Consider the following 20,956-nt stretch of genomic DNA (forward strand, 5'->3'; position numbering starts at 1 on the left):
AAATTTATACCCTGATTTTGCTGTTTCATTTAGAATAAAATTGTGTATTTTTGACAAACTTTCAAACGAATGCAGTTTAAACACCCGGAAATTCTTTACTTTCTATTCCTGCTGGTAATTCCCATACTGGTACATTTGTTTCAATTACGAAGATTTCAAAAGCAATATTTTACCAACGTACGTTTCTTGAAAGAGCTGAGCATGCAAACCCGCAAAAGCTCTAAAATTAAGAAATGGCTGCTGCTTTGTACCCGTTTATTACTGCTTGCCTGTGTAATTATTGCCTTTGCCCAGCCGTTTTTTAAGGCTAAAGACAACGAGAACAAAGGTAACGAGATGGTAATACTCCTGGATAACTCATTTTCTATGCAGGCCAAAGGCAGCCGTGGCGAATTGCTTAAACGCGCTGTCCAGGACCTGTTGGAAAACACACCTGAGAGTCAGCAATTTTCGCTTATAACCACCACCAATGCCTATTGGAACACCGATATAAAATCCATCCAAAAAGAGTTGCAGAACCTTACCTATAGCGATGTACCTTATAAACCCGATTTTCTGCTAACCAAAGCGCAGGCTAAAAACCCCAACACCGGTAAAGATGTGGTTTTAATTACCGATGCCGTTAACCTGGATAGTAAAGATGTTAGTAAGTTTGGCACCGGCAGCCCTGTGTACGCCATTGTGCCCGAGGCAGAAAACATTCGTAATATTGCTATAGACAGCGTATACATATCGCAAACCATGGATAACTTTTACGAAATAAAGGTAGACATGCAGGCCTATGGCGAGTTTGAAGACGATGTGCCTATTGCCCTTTATAACGGCAAAAACCTTACGGCAAAAACGCTGGTTAAGTTTAATGGCGAGAAAAAGAGCAGCACCTTTACCATACCTAAAAAAGATTTTCACGGCTATGTTTCGGTTACCGATAACAGCCTTGCTTACGATAACACCTATCACTTTAGCATCTCGAAACCGCAAAAATCGAACGTGCTGGCCATCGGCGAAAGCCAAAAGAATGCCTTTTTGGCGAAGATCTACACGGCCGACGAATTTAATTTTATTGATACCCCGCTAAGTGGCCTTGATTATAACAGCCTCGAAAAGCAAGATGCTATTATTTTAAATGAACTGAAAGAAATTCCGCAATCTTTGGTTACCACCCTTAAAGATTTTTATGCCAAAGGCGGTAATGTGGTAATTATACCCGCTGCCGATTGCAGCCTGCAAAGCCTTAACACCTTACTAAGTACGTTTGGAAATTCGGCTTACAAACCCTTAACCCAAACCGAAAGGCTTATTACCAAAATAGCGTTTAGCCACCCGCTGTACCAAACGGTATTCGAAAAAAAGACCGATAATTTTCAGTACCCAAAAGTAAGCGCTGCCTTTACACTTACAGGCAACGCCATGCCGGTGTTAAGTTATGACGATCAAACGCCTTTCCTGGCGTCGTTAACCAACAGGCTGGGCAATGTGTACATATTCTCGGCACCGGTAAACAAAACTAATAGCAATTTCCAAAATTCGCCGCTAATTGTGCCTACCTATTATAATATGGCTTTAAGCAGCGGTAAAACAGGCATTAGTGCCATAACTATTGGGCAAAACCAAAGCCTGCTACTGGATGCCGTATTATCTAAAGACGAGGTGCTTACCGTTAAAAACCAAGACGCGGACTTTATACCCATGCAGCAGGTGCTTAATAATAAGGTAAAATTGTCTTTTGGCAATTACCCGGAAACTGCCGGTAACTACAGCATTTTTAAAGGCGATGAGAATATTAAGAACATTAGCTTTAACCATGCGCGTACCGAAAGTAACCTTAACCAGCAAAACAAAAGTGTACTTAGTAGTTTTACAAAAGCCGACTCTGTGGCTACGGTATACAACGACATAAAATCTGAACGTACTGCAAGCGAGATGTGGAAATGGTTTATAATTGGCACACTCGTTTTCTTATTACTCGAACTCTTTATCCAAAAATTTGTAAAATGAACCTGATATTTAAAAACGCTACCATTATTGATAAAAACAGCCCGTTTAACAACAAGGCTGCCGACATTGTGATTGAAGGCGGCATTATAAAACAAATTGGAACTAACATTGCCCCTATTGATGGCTTTGATGTTATAGAACTTGATAACCTGCACATATCTCAGGGCTGGTTTGACAGCTCGGTTAGCCTTGGCGAACCCGGTTACGAAGACCGCGAAACCCTTGCCAATGGCCTTGATGTGGCTGCCCGCAATGGCTTTACCGATGTTGCCCAGCAACCTACCGGCGACCCAATTGCCGAGAAACAGGCCGATATTGCCTTTTTAGTAAACAGGGCTGCACATACTGCCACTGCTCTGCACCCTATTGGGGCGCTAACCAAAGGCAGCGAAGGTAAAGACATGGCCGAGCTTTTTGATATGAAAAACGCCGGTGCGGTTGCCTTTGGCGATTACAACAAATCGTTAAGCGATGCCAACATTCTTAAAATTGCATTGCAATACGTACAGGATTTTGATGGGTTGGTTATTGCCTACTCTCAGGATGATAAAATTAAAGGTAAAGGTGTTGTGCACGAAGGCGAAGTTAGTACCCGCCTGGGCCTTAAGGGCATCCCTACCCTTGCAGAGGAGTTACAAATTGCCCGCAACCTGTATCTTTTAGAATACACTGGTGGCAAATTGCATATACCAACTATATCTACAGCACGATCGGTACAATTAATTCGTGAGGCCAAAGCTAAAGGGCTTAACGTTACCTGTAGTGTTGCCGTGCATCATTTAATTTTTACCGATGATGTGCTTACTGATTTTGACAGCCGTTACAAAGTTTCCCCGCCATTGCGCCCGGACACCGAAAGGAAAGCGCTTATTGAGGGTGTGCTTGATGGTACGATAGACATTATAACATCGGACCACAACCCGTTAGATATTGAGCACAAAAAACTTGAGTTTGACCTGGCTAAAGATGGCACCATAGGTTTTGAGAGTGCTTTTGGGGCCCTAAACACCATACTGCCTTTAGAGGTTATAGTAGAGAAATTTACTGCCGGTAAAGCCATTTTCGGGCTTGAAAATACTGCAATTGCAGAGGGCGTACAAGCCAGTTTTACGCTGTTTAACCCTAAAGGGGACTGGACATTTGCTAAAAGCGATATACTTTCTAAATCTAAAAATTCGGCATTTTTAGGCGCTGCATTAAAAGGCAGGGCTTACGGAATTTACAACCGCGGCAAGTTTATACTAAATAAATAATCCGCATTAGTTTACATACAATGAAGAACACCGTTGAAGAAGGCAAAAGCATTGCCATTACCAGTTATATAATGGTTGTAGGCGCGCTTATTGCCATGTCTATGAATTCTGAAAATAAAAACCCTTATGCATCTTTCCATATAAGGCAGGCATTGGGGTTATCGATACTTTTTGTAGCCCTGGGCTATACCTTAAGCGGTTTCTGGAACCCTATGATCGTGTACCCATTCTGGATATTTATGTCGGTGTTATGGGGTTACGGATTGTTTACTGCTATAACAGGCCAGACAAAACCAATACCTTTAGTAGGCGGATTGTTCCAAAAAATATTTAAAAATCTGTAAGCATGGAACTATCATTATACCACCTTGTAAGACAGCCCAAAGTACAACAGGACAAGAGTCCGTTACTATTATTACTGCACGGTTACGGCAGTAACGAGGAAGACCTGTTCTCGTTCGCCGCTCAATTGCCCGATGAATATTTAATAATCTCGGCACGAGCACCCTATGCTATGCCCGGCGGCTACGGCCATGCCTGGTATGCCATAGATTTTGATGCCGACATGAATAAGTTTACCGATGATGTACAGGCGGTGCAATCGCGTGATGCAATTGCAGCATTTATAGACGAAGTTGTTGATGCCTACCCGGTAGATAAGGATAATATTACGCTTATCGGCTTTAGCCAGGGCGCTATATTAAGCTATGCTGTGGCACTAACCCATCCTGAAAAAACAAGCCGCGTAGCAGCACTAAGTGGTTACCTGCACAACACCATTATTGGAGACATTAATAGCAAAGACCTATCTAAACTGCGCTTTTTTGTATCGCACGGTATTGTAGACCAGGTTATACCGGTAGACTGGGCACGTAAAGCACCGGAATTTTTAAAAACGCTGGGGTTAGATGTAGAGTACCACGAGTACAATGTTGGGCATGGCGTGGCACCACAAAACTTTTACGACCTGCTTAACTGGCTAAACAAGTAATTATCGGTTGGGGTTTTGCTTAATGTAAACTTCGGTAGCGCCAAGGCCGTATTTTTGGTAGTCGGCATCCCTAAAGGTAATGCCCTCGTAGCGGCCCAGCATAAAATCGAGCTCTGCTTTAAGCACACCCTCGCCCACACCGTGTATAAACACCACTTTAGGCATGCGGTTTTTAATAGCAAACTCAATCTGGCGTTTAGCCGTTTCAGATTGCAGGGTTAAAATATCGTAGTTAGACATGCCCCTTTTATTAGGCACCAGCTTTTCTATGTGCAGGTCAATTTCCAGCACAAAGCCATCGCCCTTTACCTTTTTCTCTTTTACAAAGCTGCGTTTTTTAGGCTCTTCCTTTTCCCTTAACACAGAACCAAGGCTCTGGTTTGAGAAGAAAGAAGCCATATCGCGGGTATTGGTAATCTTAACCAGTTCTTTTTCATCAAACAACAACTCAAAACCATCGGTGGTTTCTATAAGTACTTTGTCTTTTTTATAGCCTTTTACACGGCCGTTAAAAGAATCGTCCAGTACGGTAACCTCATCGCCTGCCTTAAACTTCATCGCTACTGTTATTAGGGTCGTTCTTACTGGGCACTTTGCTCATAAGCTTCATAAGGCCCAGCATAAAAATTACTATGGCAATAACCATTATAACCACATTGGGTTTGGCTAAAGATTGCTCGTATAGCGCTACAAACGCAGCGGCAAACATCAATATTATATAAATGGTTTTCATACGGCAAAGGTACTAAATGTAGTTAAAAGTGCGAAAATTGATTTTACTGTTTTGCACTACATCGTTATACTGGTTTTTCCTACCCTAAAAATAAGTATGTTAACATGCATTAACAAGTCATTAACTTGTAAGTGGTATCATCTTTTCGTAATTTTGGCGGCATAATGAAGAAGCTGTTTATAAAATATTTCGTAACCCTGTTTATGTTCCTGCTGAGCGCTCACGGTCAGCTGCATGCTCATGCGCGTAACGAAATTGCTACCTACTCTACAGCAAACAGCCTTCCGGGTTCAGAAAATCAAACACACAGTGTTCCTCAAAAACACCATGCCGTTGTAAACAAATCATTCTCATCTTTTGCTGCAACCGATAAGATCGACGTTACAGACAGCGATGACGAAGACGATAAAAACACCGATAGCACCAAAATAATATCTCTAAAAAAACATTTAGAGACTGCTAATTATTTTGCTACCTTATTTGGTACTCAAACCCCTGAGTATTTTACACAATGCATTAAAAAGCGCCTGTTTGCTTTTAATCATTCTTATTACTTTCCCGCATCTAAGCGCTTTATTGTACTGCGCGTAATCAGGATCTGATTTAAAATCTTTACCAGGGTAAATTACATCTAATTTACCTTGACTTTGCACGTGCATTTTACTGTTTTTTCCCATCTGTTATAGTTATTCGCTATCATCAGGTATTCCATGCATTGTGCTCTAAACTTTCCCTTTAAGAAATTATTTAAAATTTTATCGTACTGCTAAAAAGCAAATTTATTATGAAGAGAATCCTGATTTTAATGGGCTTTTGTGCCTTTTTGTGCCTTACCAGCTGCGCAAAAAAAGAAGAAGAAAAAAAAGAGCAAACAAAATTTTTAGTCACCAATCCTATAACCAAGGATACTACTACTATTAAAGAGTATGTAGCCCAGGTTAAATCGATACAGCATATAGAGCTAAGGGCCCAGGAAAGGGGTTACCTGGAAAAAATATATGTAGATGAAGGGCAGGCTGTTAAAAAGGGGCAGCTGTTATTCCAGATTATGCCTAACCTGTACCAGGCAGATATGGAAAAAGCGAAGGCAGAAGCCAGCTTTGCCGAAATAGAATACAAAAACACGAAATCGCTTGCTGACAGAAACGTTGTTGCCCCTAACGAGCTGGCCATGGCCAAAGCCAAATGGGATAAAGCAAAAGCAGAGCTATCTTTATCTAAAGTGCACTTACAGTTTACTGAGATAAGAGCCCCGTTTGATGGTATTATAGACCGTTTCCACGTAAGGCTTGGTAGCCTTGTAGACGAAGGCGAGTTGCTTACAGAACTATCTGACAACAGCAAAATGTGGGTATACTACAACGTACCGGAGGCAGAATACCTTGACTACAAAGCAACAATACAAAGTAAAGAACAGCCCCATGTAGGCCTGCTTATGGCTAACGGCCAGATATTTAAACACGAAGGTGTGGTTTCTACCATTGAGGCCGATTTTGATAGCGAAACAGGTAACATTTCGTTCAGGGCTACCTTCCCTAACCCGGATGCTTTACTAAGACATGGCGAAACCGGTAACATACAAATGAAAGTGCCGTTTAAACATGCCATGCTTATACCACAAAAAGCTACGTTTGAGGTGCTTGACAAAAAATATGTTTATGTTATTGATAAAAACAACGAGGTTAAATCAAGGGAAGTTAAAATTGCCGGCGAACTACCCCACCTGTTTATTATAAGCGAAGGTTTATCGCTTGATGATAAAATTCTTCTTGAAGGCTTACGTCTTGTAAAGGAAAACGAAAAGATAGAATACAAAGTAGAGAAGCCGGACTATGTTATATCGCATTTGGAGCTTTATGCAGAATAATCGGATAACTTAAAAAGAAAAAACATGTTTACTAAATTCATACAAAGACCTGTATTTGCGATCGTTATTTCGATTGTGATCGTGTTTATGGGTTCCCTGGCAATTACGCAATTGCCAACCTCGCAGTTTCCGGATATTGCACCTACCACGGTAAATATCTTTATTGCATATCCGGGCGCCAGTGCCGACGTACTGGTAAAATCGACCCTTATTACGTTAGAGAATGCCATTAACGGTGTTCAGGACATGAGGTATATGGCTACCGATGCTACCAGTGCCGGTGAAGCTACACTTAGGATTATTTTTGAACCGGGCACCGACCCTAACCAGGCCGTTATCAGGGTTAAAACCCGGGTAGACCAGGTTATGCCACTATTGCCCGAACTGGTTCAGCGGGAAGGGGTTGTTATTACCCCTATCCAACCCAGTATGCTTATGTATGTTAACCTTTATGCTAAAGGTAAAAACATGGATGAGAAATTCCTTTACAACTACGCCAACGTAAAAATGCTTCCTGAAATTAACAGGATCAAGGGTGTGGCAAGGTCGCAAATATTAGGTAGTAGAACGTATGCTATGCGTATCTGGCTAAACCCTGACCGTATGAGGGCTTATAAAGTTTCGGTAGATGAAGTTATGAGCGCCCTTGGCGAGCAAAGTATTGTAGGCCGCCCTGGCCGTATTGGGCAAAGCTCCGGTATTAGTGCACAGTCGTTAGAATATGTGTTAACCTATAAAGGCAGGTTTAGCGAGCCGGAAGAGTATGGCAACATTATTATCCGTGCCAATTCAGACGGGCAGGCAATCCGCCTTAAAGATATAGGCCGTGCCGAGCTGGGTAGCGAATTCTTTGATATTTACTCTAACTTAGACGGGCACCCATCTGCCTCTATCGTACTAAAACAAAACTACGGCAGTAACGCGAGCGATGTAATCAGGGATGTTAAAGCCAAACTGGAGGAAATGAAAGAAACCTTCCCTCCGGGACTGGATTATAAAATTAGTTATGACGTTTCTAAATTTCTTGATGCCTCTATAGAGCAGGTAATCGAAACGTTACGAGATGCATTTATACTTGTTGCATTAGTTGTATTTATATTTTTAGGCGACTGGCGTTCTACGCTTATCCCAATCCTCGCTGTTCCCGTATCACTAATCGGTGCGTTCTTTGTTATCCAGTTTTTTGGTATTTCCATTAACATGGTTACGTTGTTTGCATTGGTACTGGCCATTGGTATTGTGGTAGATGATGCCATCGTCGTCGTCGAGGCGGTGCATGCCAAGTTCGAAGAGCATCCGCACATAACACCCTACCTTGCTGTAAAACAGGTATTAGGCGAAATTAGCGGAGCTATTATAGCAATTACCGCGGTAATGGTATCGGTATTCGTACCAATTTCATTCATGTCCGGTCCTGTAGGTACATTCTACCGCCAGTTCTCTATTACTATGGCGAGTTCAATTGTAATTTCGGCTCTTATTGCACTTACCCTTACACCGGTATTGTGTGCTATGCTGTTAAAAAACAACCACGGCAAAGAGAAAAAGAAAAACATCCTTACCAAAAGCTTAGATGGCTTTAACCGCGTGTTCGATAAACTTACCGGTAAATATGTAATCCTGCTACAACGCATTGTTAGCCGCAGGGTGGTAACATTTGCCATCTTAATCGCATTCTGTGTTGGTACATTCTATGTAAATAAAATTCTTCCATCAGGATTTATCCCGAGTGAAGACCAGGGTACCATTTATGCCATTATACAGACACCTCCGGGGTCTACGCTGGAAACAACCAATATGGTATCGCAAAAACTTCAAAAAATCTGCGAGCACGTAGAAGGTGTAGAATCGGTATCGTCTCTTGCAGGTTACGAGATCATGACCGAAGGAAGGGGTTCTAACGCAGGTACCTGTCTTATCAATCTTAAGCCGTGGGATGAAAGGAAACATAAGGTTACTGAGGTAATGGAAGAGCTGGAAGAGAAATCTAAAGGCCTTGGAGCAAAAATCGAATTCTTTGAGCCGCCGGCAATTCCCGGATTTGGATCATCAGGTGGTTTCTCGCTTCGTCTATTAGATAAAAATACAGCGACTGACTATCAGGATTTTGATAAGATCAATAAGAAGTTTATAGATGATTTGAGTAAACGTAAAGAGCTATCGGGCCTGTTTACCTTCTTTGCTGCTAACTACCCTCAGTACGAGCTGATAATAGATAACAACCTTGCCATGCAAAAAGGGGTATCTATAGGTAAAGCAATGGAAAACCTTGATATTCTGATTGGTAGTACCTACGAGCAAGGGTTTATTAAATTCGACCGTTTCTTTAAAGTGTATGTTCAGTCAGATCCTAAGTTCAGGAGGCTTCCGTCTGATGTATTGAACCTTTTTGTTAAAAACGATCATGGCGATATGGTACCGTATTCGGCATTCATGAAGCTTAAAAAGACGCAGGGGCCCAACGAGATTACCCGTTACAACATGTATAACTCTGCAGCTATCCAGGGCTTACCGGCAAAAGGCTATACCACTGCCGATGCCATCCAGGCCGTTCGCGAGGTTGCTAAAGAAACATTGCCAAAAGGGTATGATATTGCATGGGAAGGACTTTCTTATGATGAGTCGATTAGGGGTAACGAATCTATTTACATCTTCCTGATTGTATTAGCATTTGTTTACTTTGTATTGGCTGCACAGTACGAGAGCTTTATTATTCCGCTTGCCGTAGTATTCTCATTGCCGGTGGGTGTATTTGGTTCATTCCTTGTACTTGAAATGATGGGCCTTGAAAACGACATCTATGCTCAGATAGGGCTCATAATGCTTGTGGGGCTATTAGGTAAGAACGCGGTACTTATTGTGGAGTTTGCCGTCCAGAAGCACCACGAGGGGCTCACGATACTCGAGGCTGCCATAGAAGGTGCCAAAGTACGTTTCAGGCCAATTTTAATGACGTCGTTTGCCTTTATTGCCGGTCTTATTCCACTATTACTGGCATCGGGAGCAGGAGCTATAGGTAACAGGACACTGGGTTCTGCTGCACTTGGCGGTATGCTTTTCGGAACCATATTTGGGGTAATAATCGTGCCGGGCTTGTACTATATATTCGGCTCACTGGCCAACGGAAGAAAACTGATACAGTTTGAAGATGACAGTTCTTTATCAGAAGAATTTGTTCACTCAATAGATAATTTCCCTAAAAACGAAGACCATGATGCTTAAACGTAGCGTATATAATTATATAGCAGTAGCATGTATAGGGCTAACCTTTACAGGCTGTAAACTGCCCGGTGTTGTGCAAAGAGAAGAGAACACCAATGTGCCTGCGGCTTTTAGCAGCACTACCACCACGCAGGATACCATAAATTCGGCAACCGTAAAATGGAAAGAGTATTTTAAAGACCCTAACCTTGTTGCCCTTATAGACACTGCCCTGGCAAACAACCAGGAGCTTAATATTACCTTACAGGAAATAGAAATTGCCCGTGCCGAAGTAAGAGCCAGAAAAGGAGAATACCTTCCTTTTCTGGGCCTTAGGGGCGGTGCCGGTGTAGATAAAGTATCGCGCAACACCAACATAGGTGCCTTAGAGCACAATATCGAGATTGTTCCGGGCAAAGAAAACCCAGAGCCGTTACAGGACTACCAACTGGGCGTTTATGCCAACTGGGAGGCCGATATTTGGGGCAAGCTGCACAACGCTAAAAAAGCTGCCGTAAAAAGGTACCTTTCTACTGTAGAGGGCAGAAACTTTGTTATTACCAACCTGATATCTGAAATTGCCAATTCGTATTACGAACTGCTGGCTTTAGATACGCAGTTAGACATTGTTAAGCAAAATATCGATATCCAAAACAATGCTTTAGAGATTGTTAAGCTTCAAAAACTGGCTACCCGTGTAACAGAGCTTGCTGTAAAAAGGTTTGAGGCACAGGTGCTAAACACCCGTAGCCTACAATACGAAATCCAGCAAAAGATTACCGAGACCGAGAACAGGATTAACTTTTTGGCTGGCCGCTACCCACAACCGGTAGCAAGAGATGCTAAGGCATTCAGCACTTTAGTACCTACTACAGTGTATGCCGGTATACCAGCGCAACTGTTGGCTAACCGCCCAGATATTAAACAGGCAGAGTTAGACCTTGCAGCCGCTAAGCTCGATGTTAAGGTGGCCAAGGCAAGGTTTTACCCAACGTTAGGTATCTCTGCTGGTATAGGCTACCAGGCGTTTGATGCGTCTTATTTAATTAAGCCGCAGTCGTTACTATACTCCCTTGCCGGAGACCTGGCTGCACCACTAATTAACAGGAATGCCATTAAGGCGACCTATTACAGCGCCAACGCCAAGCAAATACAGGCGGTTTACAACTACGAGCGTACTATTTTAAATGCTTATGTAGAGGTAGCCAACCAGGTATCTAAAGTTAGCAACCTGGAAAAAAGCTACACGCTTAAATCGCAGGAGGTAGATGCACTAACCCAGTCTATCGAAATTTCCAACAGCCTGTTCCAGTCGGCACGAGCCGATTATATGGAGGTATTACTAACACAACGCGATGCGTTAGAGTCGCGTTTTGACCTTATAGAAACCAAGTTGCAGCAAATGAGTGCAACGGTTAATATTTACCACGCCCTTGGTGGTGGATGGAATTAATATTGAGTTGAGTTAAACTAAAAGCCTTCAAAGTAATGTACTTTGGAGGCTTTTTTATTTCCCGTAAGGTCAGCCATCACAATTGGATAATAGAATATGCATCAAATTCAGAAATCAAAATACGGTTGCAATATCAAATATTATATAACCCAGCATCATTTAAATTGAATATAATAAAAAAACTATATCGATTTTTTGCGAATTAAAGGCTTAACATTTACACCGAGTTTTCCTATATTTGCAGGCTTTGCTTTTACATTGCGGCATATTACAGCCCCCTAAAAGCAAACCACCAAAACAAACACACATAACGTATTAATAATCAGCCTTTCGGGCTTTTTTTAGGACGAAAGGATATTTAAAAAATTAAAAAATGTCTGATACATCAAAAATCATTTACACGATAACTGATGAGGCCCCAATGCTGGCCACCCACTCGCTTCTTCCAATTGTTCAGGCTTTTGCTGCTCCCGCAGGAATCGAAGTAGAGACAAGGGATATATCTCTTGCCGGAAGGATCTTAGCTAATTTTCCTGAAAACCTTAACGAAGATCAGAAAATTGGTGATGCCCTTACCGAACTTGGCCAACTGGCTAACACGCCCGAGGCTAACATTATCAAACTACCCAACATTTCGGCTTCTGTACCACAGCTTAAAGCAGCTATAAAAGAGCTACAGTCGCAAGGCTATAACATTCCTGATTTTCCGGAAGATGCAAAAACCGATGCCGAGAAAGACGCTAAAGCCAAATACAGCAAAGTATTAGGTTCTGCTGTTAACCCGGTATTGCGCGAGGGTAATTCAGACCGCCGTGCTCCACGCGCTGTTAAAAACTACGCTAAAGCACACCCACACTCTATGGGCAAATGGAGCGCCGACTCTAAAACTCACGTTGCCAGCATGAGCGAAGGCGATTTTTACGGCAGCGAGACTTCGGTTACTGTAAAAGACGCTACCGATGTTAAAATAGAATTTACTGCCCAGGACGGTAGTGTTACCGTTCTTAAAGCAAGCACGCCGCTTAAAGCAGGCGAAATAATAGACAGCTCTGCACTTAACCTTAACAAGCTTAAGGCTTTTGTTGCCAAAGAAATAGCCGATGCCAAAGAAAAAGGCGTACTGTTCTCGGTTCACCTTAAGGCTACCATGATGAAGGTTTCTGACCCTATTATCTTTGGTGCCATTGTAGAGGTATTTTATAAAGATGTATTTGAAAAATACGCCCAGCTTTTTGCAGATCTTGGTGTTGATACCCGTAACGGCCTTGGCGATGTATACGCTAAAATTGCAGGCAAGCCCGAAGAGGCTGAAGTTAAAGCAGCTATAGAGGCTGTTTACACTACTGCCCCTGCCCTTGCTTATGTAAATTCAGACAACGGTATTACCAACCTGCACGTACCGAGCGATGTTATTGTAGATGCTTCTATGCCGGCTATGATACGTACAAGCGGCCAAATGTGGAATGTAGAAGGTAAATCGCAAGATACTAAGGCTATAATACCAGACAGGTCGTACAGCGGCATTTATACGGCTACTATCGACTTTTGTAAAAAACACGGCGCCTTTAACCCTGCAACAATGGGTAGCGTGCCAAACGTGGGCCTAATGGCACAAAAAGCCGAAGAATACGGTAGCCACGACAAAACATTCCAGGCGGCTGCCAATGGTGTTGTTAAGGTAATAGACAACAACAATGGTACCGTTTACATGGAGCAGGCGGTAGAAAAAGGCGATATCTTCAGGATGTGCCAAACTAAGGATGCCCCTATCCAGGACTGGGTTAAACTTGCCGTAAACCGCGCACGTTTATCTGAAACTCCTGCTATTTTCTGGTTAGACGATAAAAGGGCACATGATGTTCAGCTAATCGAAAAAGTAAAAACATACCTTAAAGACCACGACACTAACGGCCTTGATATCCAAATTCTTGATCCTGTTGCAGCTACAAGCTTTACATTAGAAAGAATTATTAAAGGCGAAGACACTATATCGGTTACCGGTAACGTACTGCGTGACTACTTAACCGACTTATTCCCAATTCTTGAACTGGGTACATCGGCTAAAATGCTTTCTATCGTTCCGTTAATGAATGGTGGTGGCTTGTTCGAAACCGGTGCTGGTGGTTCTGCCCCAAAACACGTTCAGCAGTTTGTAGAAGAAGGTTACCTGCGTTGGGATTCGCTTGGAGAGTTCCTTGCCCTTGGCGTATCGTTAGAGCACCTTGGCCAGACACTTAACAACTCTAAAGCTTTGGTATTATCTGAAACTTTAGATGCTGCCAACGAAAAATTCCTTGAAAACGATAAATCTCCTGCCCGTAAAGTAGGCGAGATCGATAACCGCGGTTCTCATTTTTACCTTGCACTATACTGGGCACAAGCCCTTGCTGCACAGGATAAAGATGCCGAACTTAAAGCTAAATTTACTGAGATTGCTAAAGACCTTACCGAAAACGAAGCTAAGATCGATGCTGAATTGATAGGTTCGCAAGGCAAGCCACAGGAAATTGGCGGTTACTACCACCCTGATTTTGCACTTACAGATAAAGCCATGAGGCCAAGCGATACCTTTAACGCTATCCTTGCTAAACTGGTTTAATCAACTATAATTAGTTACAAATTCTTAGAAAGCTATCCTGAAAAGGGTGGCTTTTTGTTTTATATCCAATTACTTACGTAGGGCGATGCCCTACGCTAATTTATATCGCCCCTTCAGGGCTGAGAAAAATTTTGTGAGATTGGTATCAAAAAATCTGTGAAAATCCGCGATTGCGCAGCATCAGTGTTATCCGCGTTCCATCCTGACAACTACTTTCCAATACTGTTCAACAATATCTGGTATTTACGGCCAACAGGTATAACACTTCCGTTAGAAAGCCGTACCTCCTGCCCTGCTATAGTTTGGGCATGTAGTGTGTTGATAATAAACGATTTGTGTACCCGTATAAAATTAACATCCAGATCGGCAGCAATGGCGCTAAGAGCACCGTATACCACCACAGGCATCTGCTTGTCAACAACATATACTTTCAGGTAATTGCCATAGCTTTCAATATACACAATATCGGCGGTAGGCATGGCAATAGTACCTTTTGCTGTTTTAAGCTGTAGTGTGGTTTTATTTGGTGGGAGCGCTTTGGCATCGCAAAATATTTTGGCCTTTTCTACCGCTTTGGCAAAAGCCGCAAGGCTAATGGGCTTTACTAAATAATCAACGGCATCGTACTTAAAAGCATCCAGCGCATAATCAGAATAGGCAGTGGTTATAATAGTGGCCGGGCGAATGGGCAACTGCTGCATTAGCTCTATACCCGTAACAATAGGCATATTAATATCCAGAAAAACAATATCAAAACGCTGTTGCTCTAACAGTTGCAGCGCCTCTTTACCGTTAGAGGCACTGGCGGCAAACTCCAGGCCCGGTGTGTTTTTTATGTGCGATTGTATTACCAAATGTGCCGGAACCTCATCATCGGCTATCAGGCATTTGTAGGTAAGTCCCATAGCTGTAGTTTTAGTTTATAATGCTCGTTATCCTGTTCGCAATCAATACTGTATTTAATAGAAAGCACTTCAAGCCGGCGTTTTAAATTGCTAATTCCCAAATTGGTACCAATAAGTTTGGTGCCTTGCGGCAGGTAACTGTTCTCTATCATAAAGCAAAACTTTTCGGGTGTAATATCCCAGTCCATCTTTATGTAGGGATTATCGGTCTCCGAAGAAAATTTAACCGCATTCTCCACCAGCGGCATCAGCACCAGCGGCGGAATCACCCTGTCCTGCTCTGCAGTTATAATGGCATGGTTAATAACGGTTAGCTTGCCACTTTTATACTGGTAGTATTGCATGTACTTTTTAATAAAATCCATTTCGCTTATAAGCGAAACACTCTCTTTTTTAGTGGCCTCGATCTGGTAACGCAGTAATGCAGAAAGTTCTAAAATGCGTTCGGGCATAGTGTCGGGCCGTGCAAGCGATTCACCGTAGAGGTTATTCATCGCGTTAAGCAAAAAGTGCGGGTTGAGTTGCTGCTTTAAAAAGTTAAGCTCATTTTCTGTAACCGCCAGCCTGCGGTTGGTTTTTACCACATTTTGAATGACCCACAGGTGCATAAAATAAAAACCTGACCCTACAATGGCCGAGAACACCTGCTTTATAGCCCTTGTAAACGCAGAGATATTGGGCTTATCAAAAGATGGTACATTAAATGCCAAAATCACCATAAATATCCAGAACAGGCTAAAGCCTATCATAAACTGCCTGTATTTGTTCTTTTGGAGCATTCCTCCTATAAATACAAGGTTGCTTACTAATATTGTAAAGTAAAAAAGGTAAATAGACCGCGATAGTTTAAAAACACGCTCAGGATCAGGCTCTTCAAAATGGTCTACGCCCAAAATAGCACAAAATATAAGCCCCAGGAAAAACAAATTCCTGAACCATATATTCTCATACCTAAGAAAACTCTTCATGTAAACAAAATTAGGACATTTAACGCGCTACCCTGCATATTTGCTGATTTTTATGCAAACGCCGTTGGTATAAAAACCACAGGCGTTTTATACTTTTGTAAGCCCAACGCAGTTATAGTTAATACTTTTACTACAAATCATCAATTAACCCAATCAAAACATGAACAAAAGTTGTATTTTGTACTTTTTAATGGCACTTTTCTCGGCCGTGTCCGGTTACGCCCAGGAAAAGTTTACCCTAAGCGGAACCATTGCCGATGTCGGAAGCAAAGAAACCCTAATTGGCGCCAGCGTTTACATTAAAGAATTAGAGATGGCGGTATCTACCAATGCATCAGGATTCTACAGCGTTTCGCTACCTGCAGGCACTTATACCGTTCAGGTTAGTTTTGTAAGCTACGGCACTACCGAAACTAAAATTGTACTTACCAAAAACACAAAAAAGAATTTTACGCTTGCCAGTAGTTCCGAAGAATTGCAGGAAGTAGTTATCTCTCAAAACAATAGCAAACGGGCCAACATTAAAAGCCCCGAAATGAGCGTTGCCAAGCTAACCGCGGCCGACATTAAAAAGATGCCGGCGGTTTTGGGCGAGGTAGATGTTATAAAATCGCTTATGCAGTTGCCGGGGGTTACCAATGCCGGCGAGGGCGCATCGGGCTTTAACGTTCGCGGTGGCGCTGCCGACCAGAACCTTGTGCTACTGGATGATGCCAACCTTTTTAGCTCATCGCACCTTTTTGGCTTTTTCTCGGTCTTTAATTCTGATGCCATACGCGACCTTAACCTGTACAAAGGCGGTGTGCCGGCACGCTACGGCGGCAGGGTATCATCGGTACTGGATATTAACCAGCGTGAAGGCAGCCTTACCGATTTGCATGCTGTGGGTGGTATCGGGCTGATATCAAGCCGATTGGTTGTAGATGGCCCTATTGTAAAAGATAAAGGATCGTTTTTAATTGGCGGCAGGAGCTCGTATGCCCACCTTTTTCTTAAACTGGCTGATAACGAGAACTCTGCATATTTTTACGACCTTAATGCCAAGGCCAACTACAAGCTTGGCGAAAACGATAAGGTGTACTTTTCGGGCTACCTGGGGCGCGACGTTATAAAAATTAGCGAGAGCTTTAGTAACGTTTACGGCAATACGGTTGCCAACGTTGGGTGGAACCATAAGTTTAGCGATAACCTAAGTGCTAACATGGCAGCTATTTACAGCGATTACATCTACGGTATGGAGCTCGACTTTATTGGCTTTAACTGGGATAGCGGCATTAAAAGCTATACCTTTAAGTATGACCTTAAGCACAAGCTTACCGATAAGTTTAAACTAAACTACGGGCTTAGTGGCATTTACTACAACTTTAACCCCGGCACTATTGAGCCAAGCGATGAAGAGTCGGGAATAAATTACGAGCAGCTTGACAGAAAATATGCTTTTGAAAGTGCCCTGTATTTGGATGCCGAACACGAACTTACTGATAAGCTTACCGTTAGCTATGGCCTGCGCTACAGCATGTTTAACCGTTTAGGCTCTCAAAACGTTAACCTGTATGCTAACAACCAGGCGGTTGTTTTTAACGAAGAGCTTAAGATATACGAAAAAGGCGTGCCCATTGGCACCAAACACTATGGCAGCAGCGAAAGCATAGCCCAGTTTGGCAATTTAGAGCCCCGTGCCGCCATATCGTACCAGTTGGGCGAAGACCAGTCGGTTAAGGCGAGTTACAACCGTATGGCGCAGTACCTGCACTTAATTAGCAACACGGCATCGGCCACGCCGTTAGACGTTTGGGCACCCAGCGACGATTTCATGAAACCGCAATTGCTTGACCAGTATGCTGTTGGGTATTTCCGGAACTTTAAAGATGATGCCTATACCCTTGAAACCGAAGCGTTTTACAAAACCATGAAAAACAGGGTAGACTATATTGATGGCGCCGACCTGATTGCCAACGATGCCATTGAGCAGGTAGTACTATCCGGAGATTCAAGGGCTTATGGCCTTGAGGTACTGGTGCGTAAAAACAAAGGCAGGCTAACCGGCTGGATAGCCTACACCCTGTCGCGCTCTGAGCAACAAACCCCGGGCCGCACCCCAACCGAAACCGGCATTAACAACGGCGAGTGGTACAAGACCGGTTACGACAAGCTGCACAACCTATCAGTCACAGGATCATACGAGTACAACCAAAAATGGTCATTTTCGGGCATCTTTACCCTGCAGTCGGGCCGCCCGGTAACCAACCCTAACGGGCAGTACCAGTATGGCGATATTGTGGTGCCAAGCTACAGCAACCGTAACGAAAACAGGCTGCCGGCTTACCACCATTTAGATATTTCGGCAACGTATACCCCTAAACCTGAGAAGAAAAAGGGCTGGCAGGGCGAATGGGTGTTTAGCATCTATAACCTGTACAACAGGCAAAATGCCGCCTCTATTACCTTTGGGCAAAACGAAGACACCGGCGCCAACGAGGCCACGAGGCTATCCATTTTCGGGATGATTCCGAGTGTTACGTATAACTTTAAATTTTAGTCAGCCATCATCATGAAAAATATAAGATATATACTACTGTTTTTAACGGCTATGCTCCTCACTTCGTGCGAAGAAGTGGTAGATGTAGACCTGGATACCGCCGCACCGCGCCTTGTGGTAGAGGCTTCAATAGACTGGGTTAAGGGCACCGCCGGCAACAGGCAAATTATTAAACTAACCACAACCACAGGCTATTACAGTACCGAAATACCTAAAGTTAGTGGGGCAACCGTGTTTATAACCAACAGTTCTAACACCGTTTTTGACTTTATTGAGCAGGAAGCCGGCACTGGAGAGTACAAATGCGAGTACTTTGCACCAGTGCTGGGCGAAACCTACGTTTTAACTGTTATTAACGGCGACCAGACCTACACTGCAACCGAAACCATGACGGCAGTACCCGATATTACCTATACCACCCAGGCCAACGACGGCGGCTTTTTGGGCGAAGATGTAGAAATACGTTACTATTGGAACGATTTCCCGGACCAGAGCAACTACTACCTGTCGCGTTTTGATGCCGCGGTTATCCCAACCCCTGAATATGATGTGGGCAGCGATGAGTTTTTTGAGGGCAACGAAATGTTCGAATTCTTTAGTGATGAGGACCTTAAGCCCGGAGATACCATAAGTATCAAGCTATATGGCATCTCTGAGCGCTACCACGATTATATGAATATACTGCTTGCAGCAGCCGGTGGCGGGGGTAACCCGTTCCAGAGTGTGCCAACAGCGGCTACCGGCAACCTTATCAACCAGACCAACGAAAGCAATTATGCACTGGGCTATTTTAGGGTGTGTGAAGTATCGGCTTTGCAGGTTACAGTCCAATAAATTTTAGAATTCAGATTTCAGATTTCAGATTTTAGAATTGAGATTTCAGATTAAAAACCGGAACCTGAAAATGGGAATTTTAACATTGATATTTCACTTTTGGAGTTTGAGATCGCGAATGGATTTCAGATTTTAGAATTTAAATTTCAGATTAAAAACCGGAGCCTGAAAATCGGAATTTTAACATTGATATTTCACTTTTGGAGTTTGAGATCGCGAATGGATTTTCAGATTTGAGAATTGAGATTTCAGATTAAAACCGGAACCTGAAAATTGGAATTTTAACATTGATATTTCACTTTTGGAGTTTGAGATTGAGAATGGATTTCAGATTAAAAATTAGAGCTTGAATTTTGAGATTTGTTTTTGGGAATTTAAAACGTATATAAAAAAGTACTGAAGCAACCGCTTCAGTACTTTTTGTTTTTAAAGCGTTTATCTTTGCAGTACCAATTTAGTATCAATGTCATCACACCACATAGTCCGCGACGATCAGGAACCTGCTTTAATAATTGCTAACGGCGCTGCGTGCAGCATGGAGCTCATGGGTCAGCTGCTGGAATGGTCGCCGCTTGTTATAGTTCTGGACAGCGCCATACAGCGCGTTATAGAGCTGGGTATTAAGGTCGACGTGCTGCTGGGCGACTTCGACCGGGGTTTCGACCCCGAATATTACCGCAACCTGCAATACCCGCTGGAAATTGTACACACCCCCGATCAGGATAAAACCGATCTCGAAAAGGCTTTCGACTATCTTATAGCGCGTAAATTTCCGGCCGTAAATGTTATATGGGCCACCGGCCGCCGTGCCGACCATACCATTACCAACATTACCAACATAGTGCGTTTTAGCAAACAGCTTAAAATTGTAATGTTAGACGATAATTCAAAGATATTTCAGCTCCCAAAAAAATACGGAAAATGGTACCCTGCCACTACCCCTATCTCGCTTATACCCGTGGGCGTTGTGTCGGGCATAAGCTCCACCAACCTTAAATACCAGCTGGATAATGATGAGCTTACCATTGGCTACCGCACCGGCAGCAGCAACGAGGTATTGGCCGATGGCATGGTTAGCATTGAGCACCACGAAGGCGATTTGCTGATGATGGAGTGTTATGATTAATTTTAGTTGATGGTTGATGGAATGGAACGCGGATAACACGGATGCTGCGCAATCGCGGATTTACACAGATTTTTTTGCAAGCCCTGAAAGGGAGGCACAAATTAGCGTGGGGCATCGCCCTACGGAATGTTGAGATGCAACACTCCTGCAAAAAATGGAACGTGGATAACACGGATGCTACGCAATCGCGGATTTACACGGATTTTTTTGCAAGCCCTGAAAGGGCGCAACAAATTAGCGTGGGGCATCGCCCTACGGAATGTTGAAATGCAACACTCCTGCAAAAAATGGAACGCGGATAACACGGATGCTGTGCAATCTCGGATTTACACAAATTCTTTGCAAGCCCTGAAAGGGAGGCACAAATTAGCGTGGGGCATCGCCCTACGGAATGTTGAAATGCAACACTCCTGCAAAAAATGGAACGCGGATAACACGGATGCTGTGCAATCTCGGATTTACACAAATTCTTTGCAAGCCCTGAAAGGG

General features: G+C 43.1%; 17 protein-coding genes. 13 read left to right on the top strand and 4 right to left on the bottom strand.

The genetic code is table 11. From position 1 onward, the window contains the following. Window positions 1–69 precede the first annotated feature (69 nt). Genes G509_RS0100465 through G509_RS0100480 form a run of 4 tightly spaced genes read left to right on the top strand, consistent with a single transcriptional unit; the run spans window position 70 to window position 4,242 of the window. A complete protein-coding gene (locus tag G509_RS0100465) occupies window positions 70–1,998 on the top strand; it encodes a vWA domain-containing protein (protein WP_026989734.1) in 1,929 nt (642 codons plus the stop codon). Next, complete coding sequence (locus G509_RS0100470; protein WP_026989735.1) at window positions 1,995–3,251, top strand: dihydroorotase; 1,257 nt, start codon at window positions 1,995–1,997, stop codon at window positions 3,249–3,251. The genes G509_RS0100465 and G509_RS0100470 overlap by 4 nt, the downstream gene beginning before the upstream one ends. A 20-nt stretch (window positions 3,252–3,271) precedes the next feature. After that, the gene (locus G509_RS0100475; RefSeq protein WP_026989736.1) at window positions 3,272–3,595 is read left to right on the top strand and encodes a hypothetical protein; all 324 of its coding nucleotides are present in this window, start codon (window positions 3,272–3,274) and stop codon (window positions 3,593–3,595) included. A gap of 2 nt (window positions 3,596–3,597) precedes the next feature. Next, window positions 3,598–4,242: an alpha/beta hydrolase gene (locus tag G509_RS0100480; protein ID WP_026989737.1), complete on the top strand. Its 645-nt coding sequence runs from the start codon at window positions 3,598–3,600 to the stop codon at window positions 4,240–4,242. Here G509_RS0100480 and G509_RS0100485 read toward each other — a convergent pair whose 3' ends face one another. Further along, complete coding sequence (locus G509_RS0100485; RefSeq protein WP_026989738.1) at window positions 4,243–4,800, bottom strand: Smr/MutS family protein; 558 nt, start codon at window positions 4,798–4,800, stop codon at window positions 4,243–4,245. It lies immediately after the preceding gene. Then, the gene (locus tag G509_RS0100490; protein ID WP_026989739.1) at window positions 4,790–4,975 is read right to left on the bottom strand and encodes a hypothetical protein; all 186 of its coding nucleotides are present in this window, start codon (window positions 4,973–4,975) and stop codon (window positions 4,790–4,792) included. Before G509_RS0100490 ends, G509_RS0100485 begins: the two co-directional genes overlap by 11 nt. 164 nt (window positions 4,976–5,139) lie before the next feature. On the opposite strand from G509_RS0100490, the gene G509_RS0100495 reads away from it, so the two are divergent. The 5 genes from G509_RS0100495 (at window position 5,140) to G509_RS0100515 (ending at window position 14,095) form a co-directional block, all read left to right on the top strand. Then, a complete protein-coding gene (locus tag G509_RS0100495; RefSeq protein WP_026989740.1) occupies window positions 5,140–5,577 on the top strand; it encodes a hypothetical protein in 438 nt (145 codons plus the stop codon). Between the two features lie 182 nt (window positions 5,578–5,759). Beyond that, window positions 5,760–6,842 (top strand): efflux RND transporter periplasmic adaptor subunit, encoded by a 1,083-nt coding sequence (locus G509_RS0100500; protein ID WP_026989741.1) that lies wholly within the window; start codon window positions 5,760–5,762, stop codon window positions 6,840–6,842. A gap of 24 nt (window positions 6,843–6,866) precedes the next feature. After that, window positions 6,867–10,064, top strand: a complete 3,198-nt coding sequence (locus tag G509_RS0100505) for an efflux RND transporter permease subunit (protein ID WP_026989742.1) — start codon at window positions 6,867–6,869, stop codon at window positions 10,062–10,064. After that, the gene (locus G509_RS0100510) at window positions 10,057–11,496 is read left to right on the top strand and encodes a TolC family protein (RefSeq protein WP_026989743.1); all 1,440 of its coding nucleotides are present in this window, start codon (window positions 10,057–10,059) and stop codon (window positions 11,494–11,496) included. Before G509_RS0100505 ends, G509_RS0100510 begins: the two co-directional genes overlap by 8 nt. A gap of 373 nt (window positions 11,497–11,869) precedes the next feature. Continuing rightward, on the top strand, window positions 11,870–14,095 hold the full coding sequence (locus tag G509_RS0100515; RefSeq protein ID WP_026989744.1) for an NADP-dependent isocitrate dehydrogenase: 2,226 nt from the start codon (window positions 11,870–11,872) through the stop codon (window positions 14,093–14,095). 209 nt (window positions 14,096–14,304) lie between these two features. Here the strand turns inward: G509_RS0100515 and G509_RS0100520 are convergent, their stop codons facing one another. Both G509_RS0100520 and G509_RS0100525 read right to left on the bottom strand, forming a co-directional pair. Continuing rightward, window positions 14,305–15,000 carry a LytR/AlgR family response regulator transcription factor gene (locus G509_RS0100520; RefSeq protein ID WP_026989745.1) on the bottom strand — a complete coding sequence of 232 codons (696 nt, stop codon included), beginning with the start codon at window positions 14,998–15,000 and terminating at the stop codon, window positions 14,305–14,307. Continuing rightward, window positions 14,976–15,968, bottom strand: coding sequence for a sensor histidine kinase (locus G509_RS0100525; protein ID WP_026989746.1), 993 nt, complete (start codon window positions 15,966–15,968; stop codon window positions 14,976–14,978). Before G509_RS0100525 ends, G509_RS0100520 begins: the two co-directional genes overlap by 25 nt. Before the next feature lie 160 nt (window positions 15,969–16,128). Between G509_RS0100525 and G509_RS0100530 the strand changes: the two genes are divergently transcribed. The 4 genes from G509_RS0100530 to G509_RS23845 all read left to right on the top strand — a co-directional run. Then, on the top strand, window positions 16,129–18,507 hold the full coding sequence (locus G509_RS0100530; protein WP_026989747.1) for a TonB-dependent receptor: 2,379 nt from the start codon (window positions 16,129–16,131) through the stop codon (window positions 18,505–18,507). Window positions 18,508–18,519: 12 nt separating this feature from the next. Further along, entirely contained in the window at window positions 18,520–19,341 is an 822-nt protein-coding gene (locus G509_RS0100535) for a DUF4249 domain-containing protein (RefSeq protein WP_026989748.1), read from the top strand. A gap of 463 nt (window positions 19,342–19,804) precedes the next feature. After that, on the top strand, window positions 19,805–20,467 hold the full coding sequence (locus G509_RS0100540) for a thiamine diphosphokinase (protein ID WP_026989749.1): 663 nt from the start codon (window positions 19,805–19,807) through the stop codon (window positions 20,465–20,467). A gap of 207 nt (window positions 20,468–20,674) precedes the next feature. Further along, window positions 20,675–20,956: hypothetical protein (locus G509_RS23845; protein WP_211219577.1), on the top strand; the 282-nt coding region annotated here is incomplete at its 3' end.

Source organism: Flavobacterium subsaxonicum WB 4.1-42 = DSM 21790 (assembly GCF_000422725.1).
Classification (GTDB): Bacteria; Bacteroidota; Bacteroidia; order Flavobacteriales; family Flavobacteriaceae; genus Flavobacterium; species Flavobacterium subsaxonicum.

What these genes read in the sequence shown, in the direction of transcription:
- G509_RS0100465 (WP_026989734.1), top strand. Translation starts at nt 70, where the DNA reads ATGCAGTTTAAACACCCGGAAATTCTTTACTTTCTATTCCTGCTGGTA.
- G509_RS0100470 (WP_026989735.1), top strand. Translation starts at nt 1,995, where the DNA reads ATGAACCTGATATTTAAAAACGCTACCATTATTGATAAAAACAGCCCG.
- G509_RS0100475 (WP_026989736.1), top strand. Translation starts at nt 3,272, where the DNA reads ATGAAGAACACCGTTGAAGAAGGCAAAAGCATTGCCATTACCAGTTAT.
- G509_RS0100480 (WP_026989737.1), top strand. Translation starts at nt 3,598, where the DNA reads ATGGAACTATCATTATACCACCTTGTAAGACAGCCCAAAGTACAACAG.
- G509_RS0100485 (WP_026989738.1), bottom strand. Translation starts at nt 4,800, where the DNA reads ATGAAGTTTAAGGCAGGCGATGAGGTTACCGTACTGGACGATTCTTTT.
- G509_RS0100490 (WP_026989739.1), bottom strand. Translation starts at nt 4,975, where the DNA reads ATGAAAACCATTTATATAATATTGATGTTTGCCGCTGCGTTTGTAGCG.
- G509_RS0100495 (WP_026989740.1), top strand. Translation starts at nt 5,140, where the DNA reads ATGAAGAAGCTGTTTATAAAATATTTCGTAACCCTGTTTATGTTCCTG.
- G509_RS0100500 (WP_026989741.1), top strand. Translation starts at nt 5,760, where the DNA reads ATGAAGAGAATCCTGATTTTAATGGGCTTTTGTGCCTTTTTGTGCCTT.
- G509_RS0100505 (WP_026989742.1), top strand. Translation starts at nt 6,867, where the DNA reads ATGTTTACTAAATTCATACAAAGACCTGTATTTGCGATCGTTATTTCG.
- G509_RS0100510 (WP_026989743.1), top strand. Translation starts at nt 10,057, where the DNA reads ATGCTTAAACGTAGCGTATATAATTATATAGCAGTAGCATGTATAGGG.
- G509_RS0100515 (WP_026989744.1), top strand. Translation starts at nt 11,870, where the DNA reads ATGTCTGATACATCAAAAATCATTTACACGATAACTGATGAGGCCCCA.
- G509_RS0100520 (WP_026989745.1), bottom strand. Translation starts at nt 15,000, where the DNA reads ATGGGACTTACCTACAAATGCCTGATAGCCGATGATGAGGTTCCGGCA.
- G509_RS0100525 (WP_026989746.1), bottom strand. Translation starts at nt 15,968, where the DNA reads ATGAAGAGTTTTCTTAGGTATGAGAATATATGGTTCAGGAATTTGTTT.
- G509_RS0100530 (WP_026989747.1), top strand. Translation starts at nt 16,129, where the DNA reads ATGAACAAAAGTTGTATTTTGTACTTTTTAATGGCACTTTTCTCGGCC.
- G509_RS0100535 (WP_026989748.1), top strand. Translation starts at nt 18,520, where the DNA reads ATGAAAAATATAAGATATATACTACTGTTTTTAACGGCTATGCTCCTC.
- G509_RS0100540 (WP_026989749.1), top strand. Translation starts at nt 19,805, where the DNA reads ATGTCATCACACCACATAGTCCGCGACGATCAGGAACCTGCTTTAATA.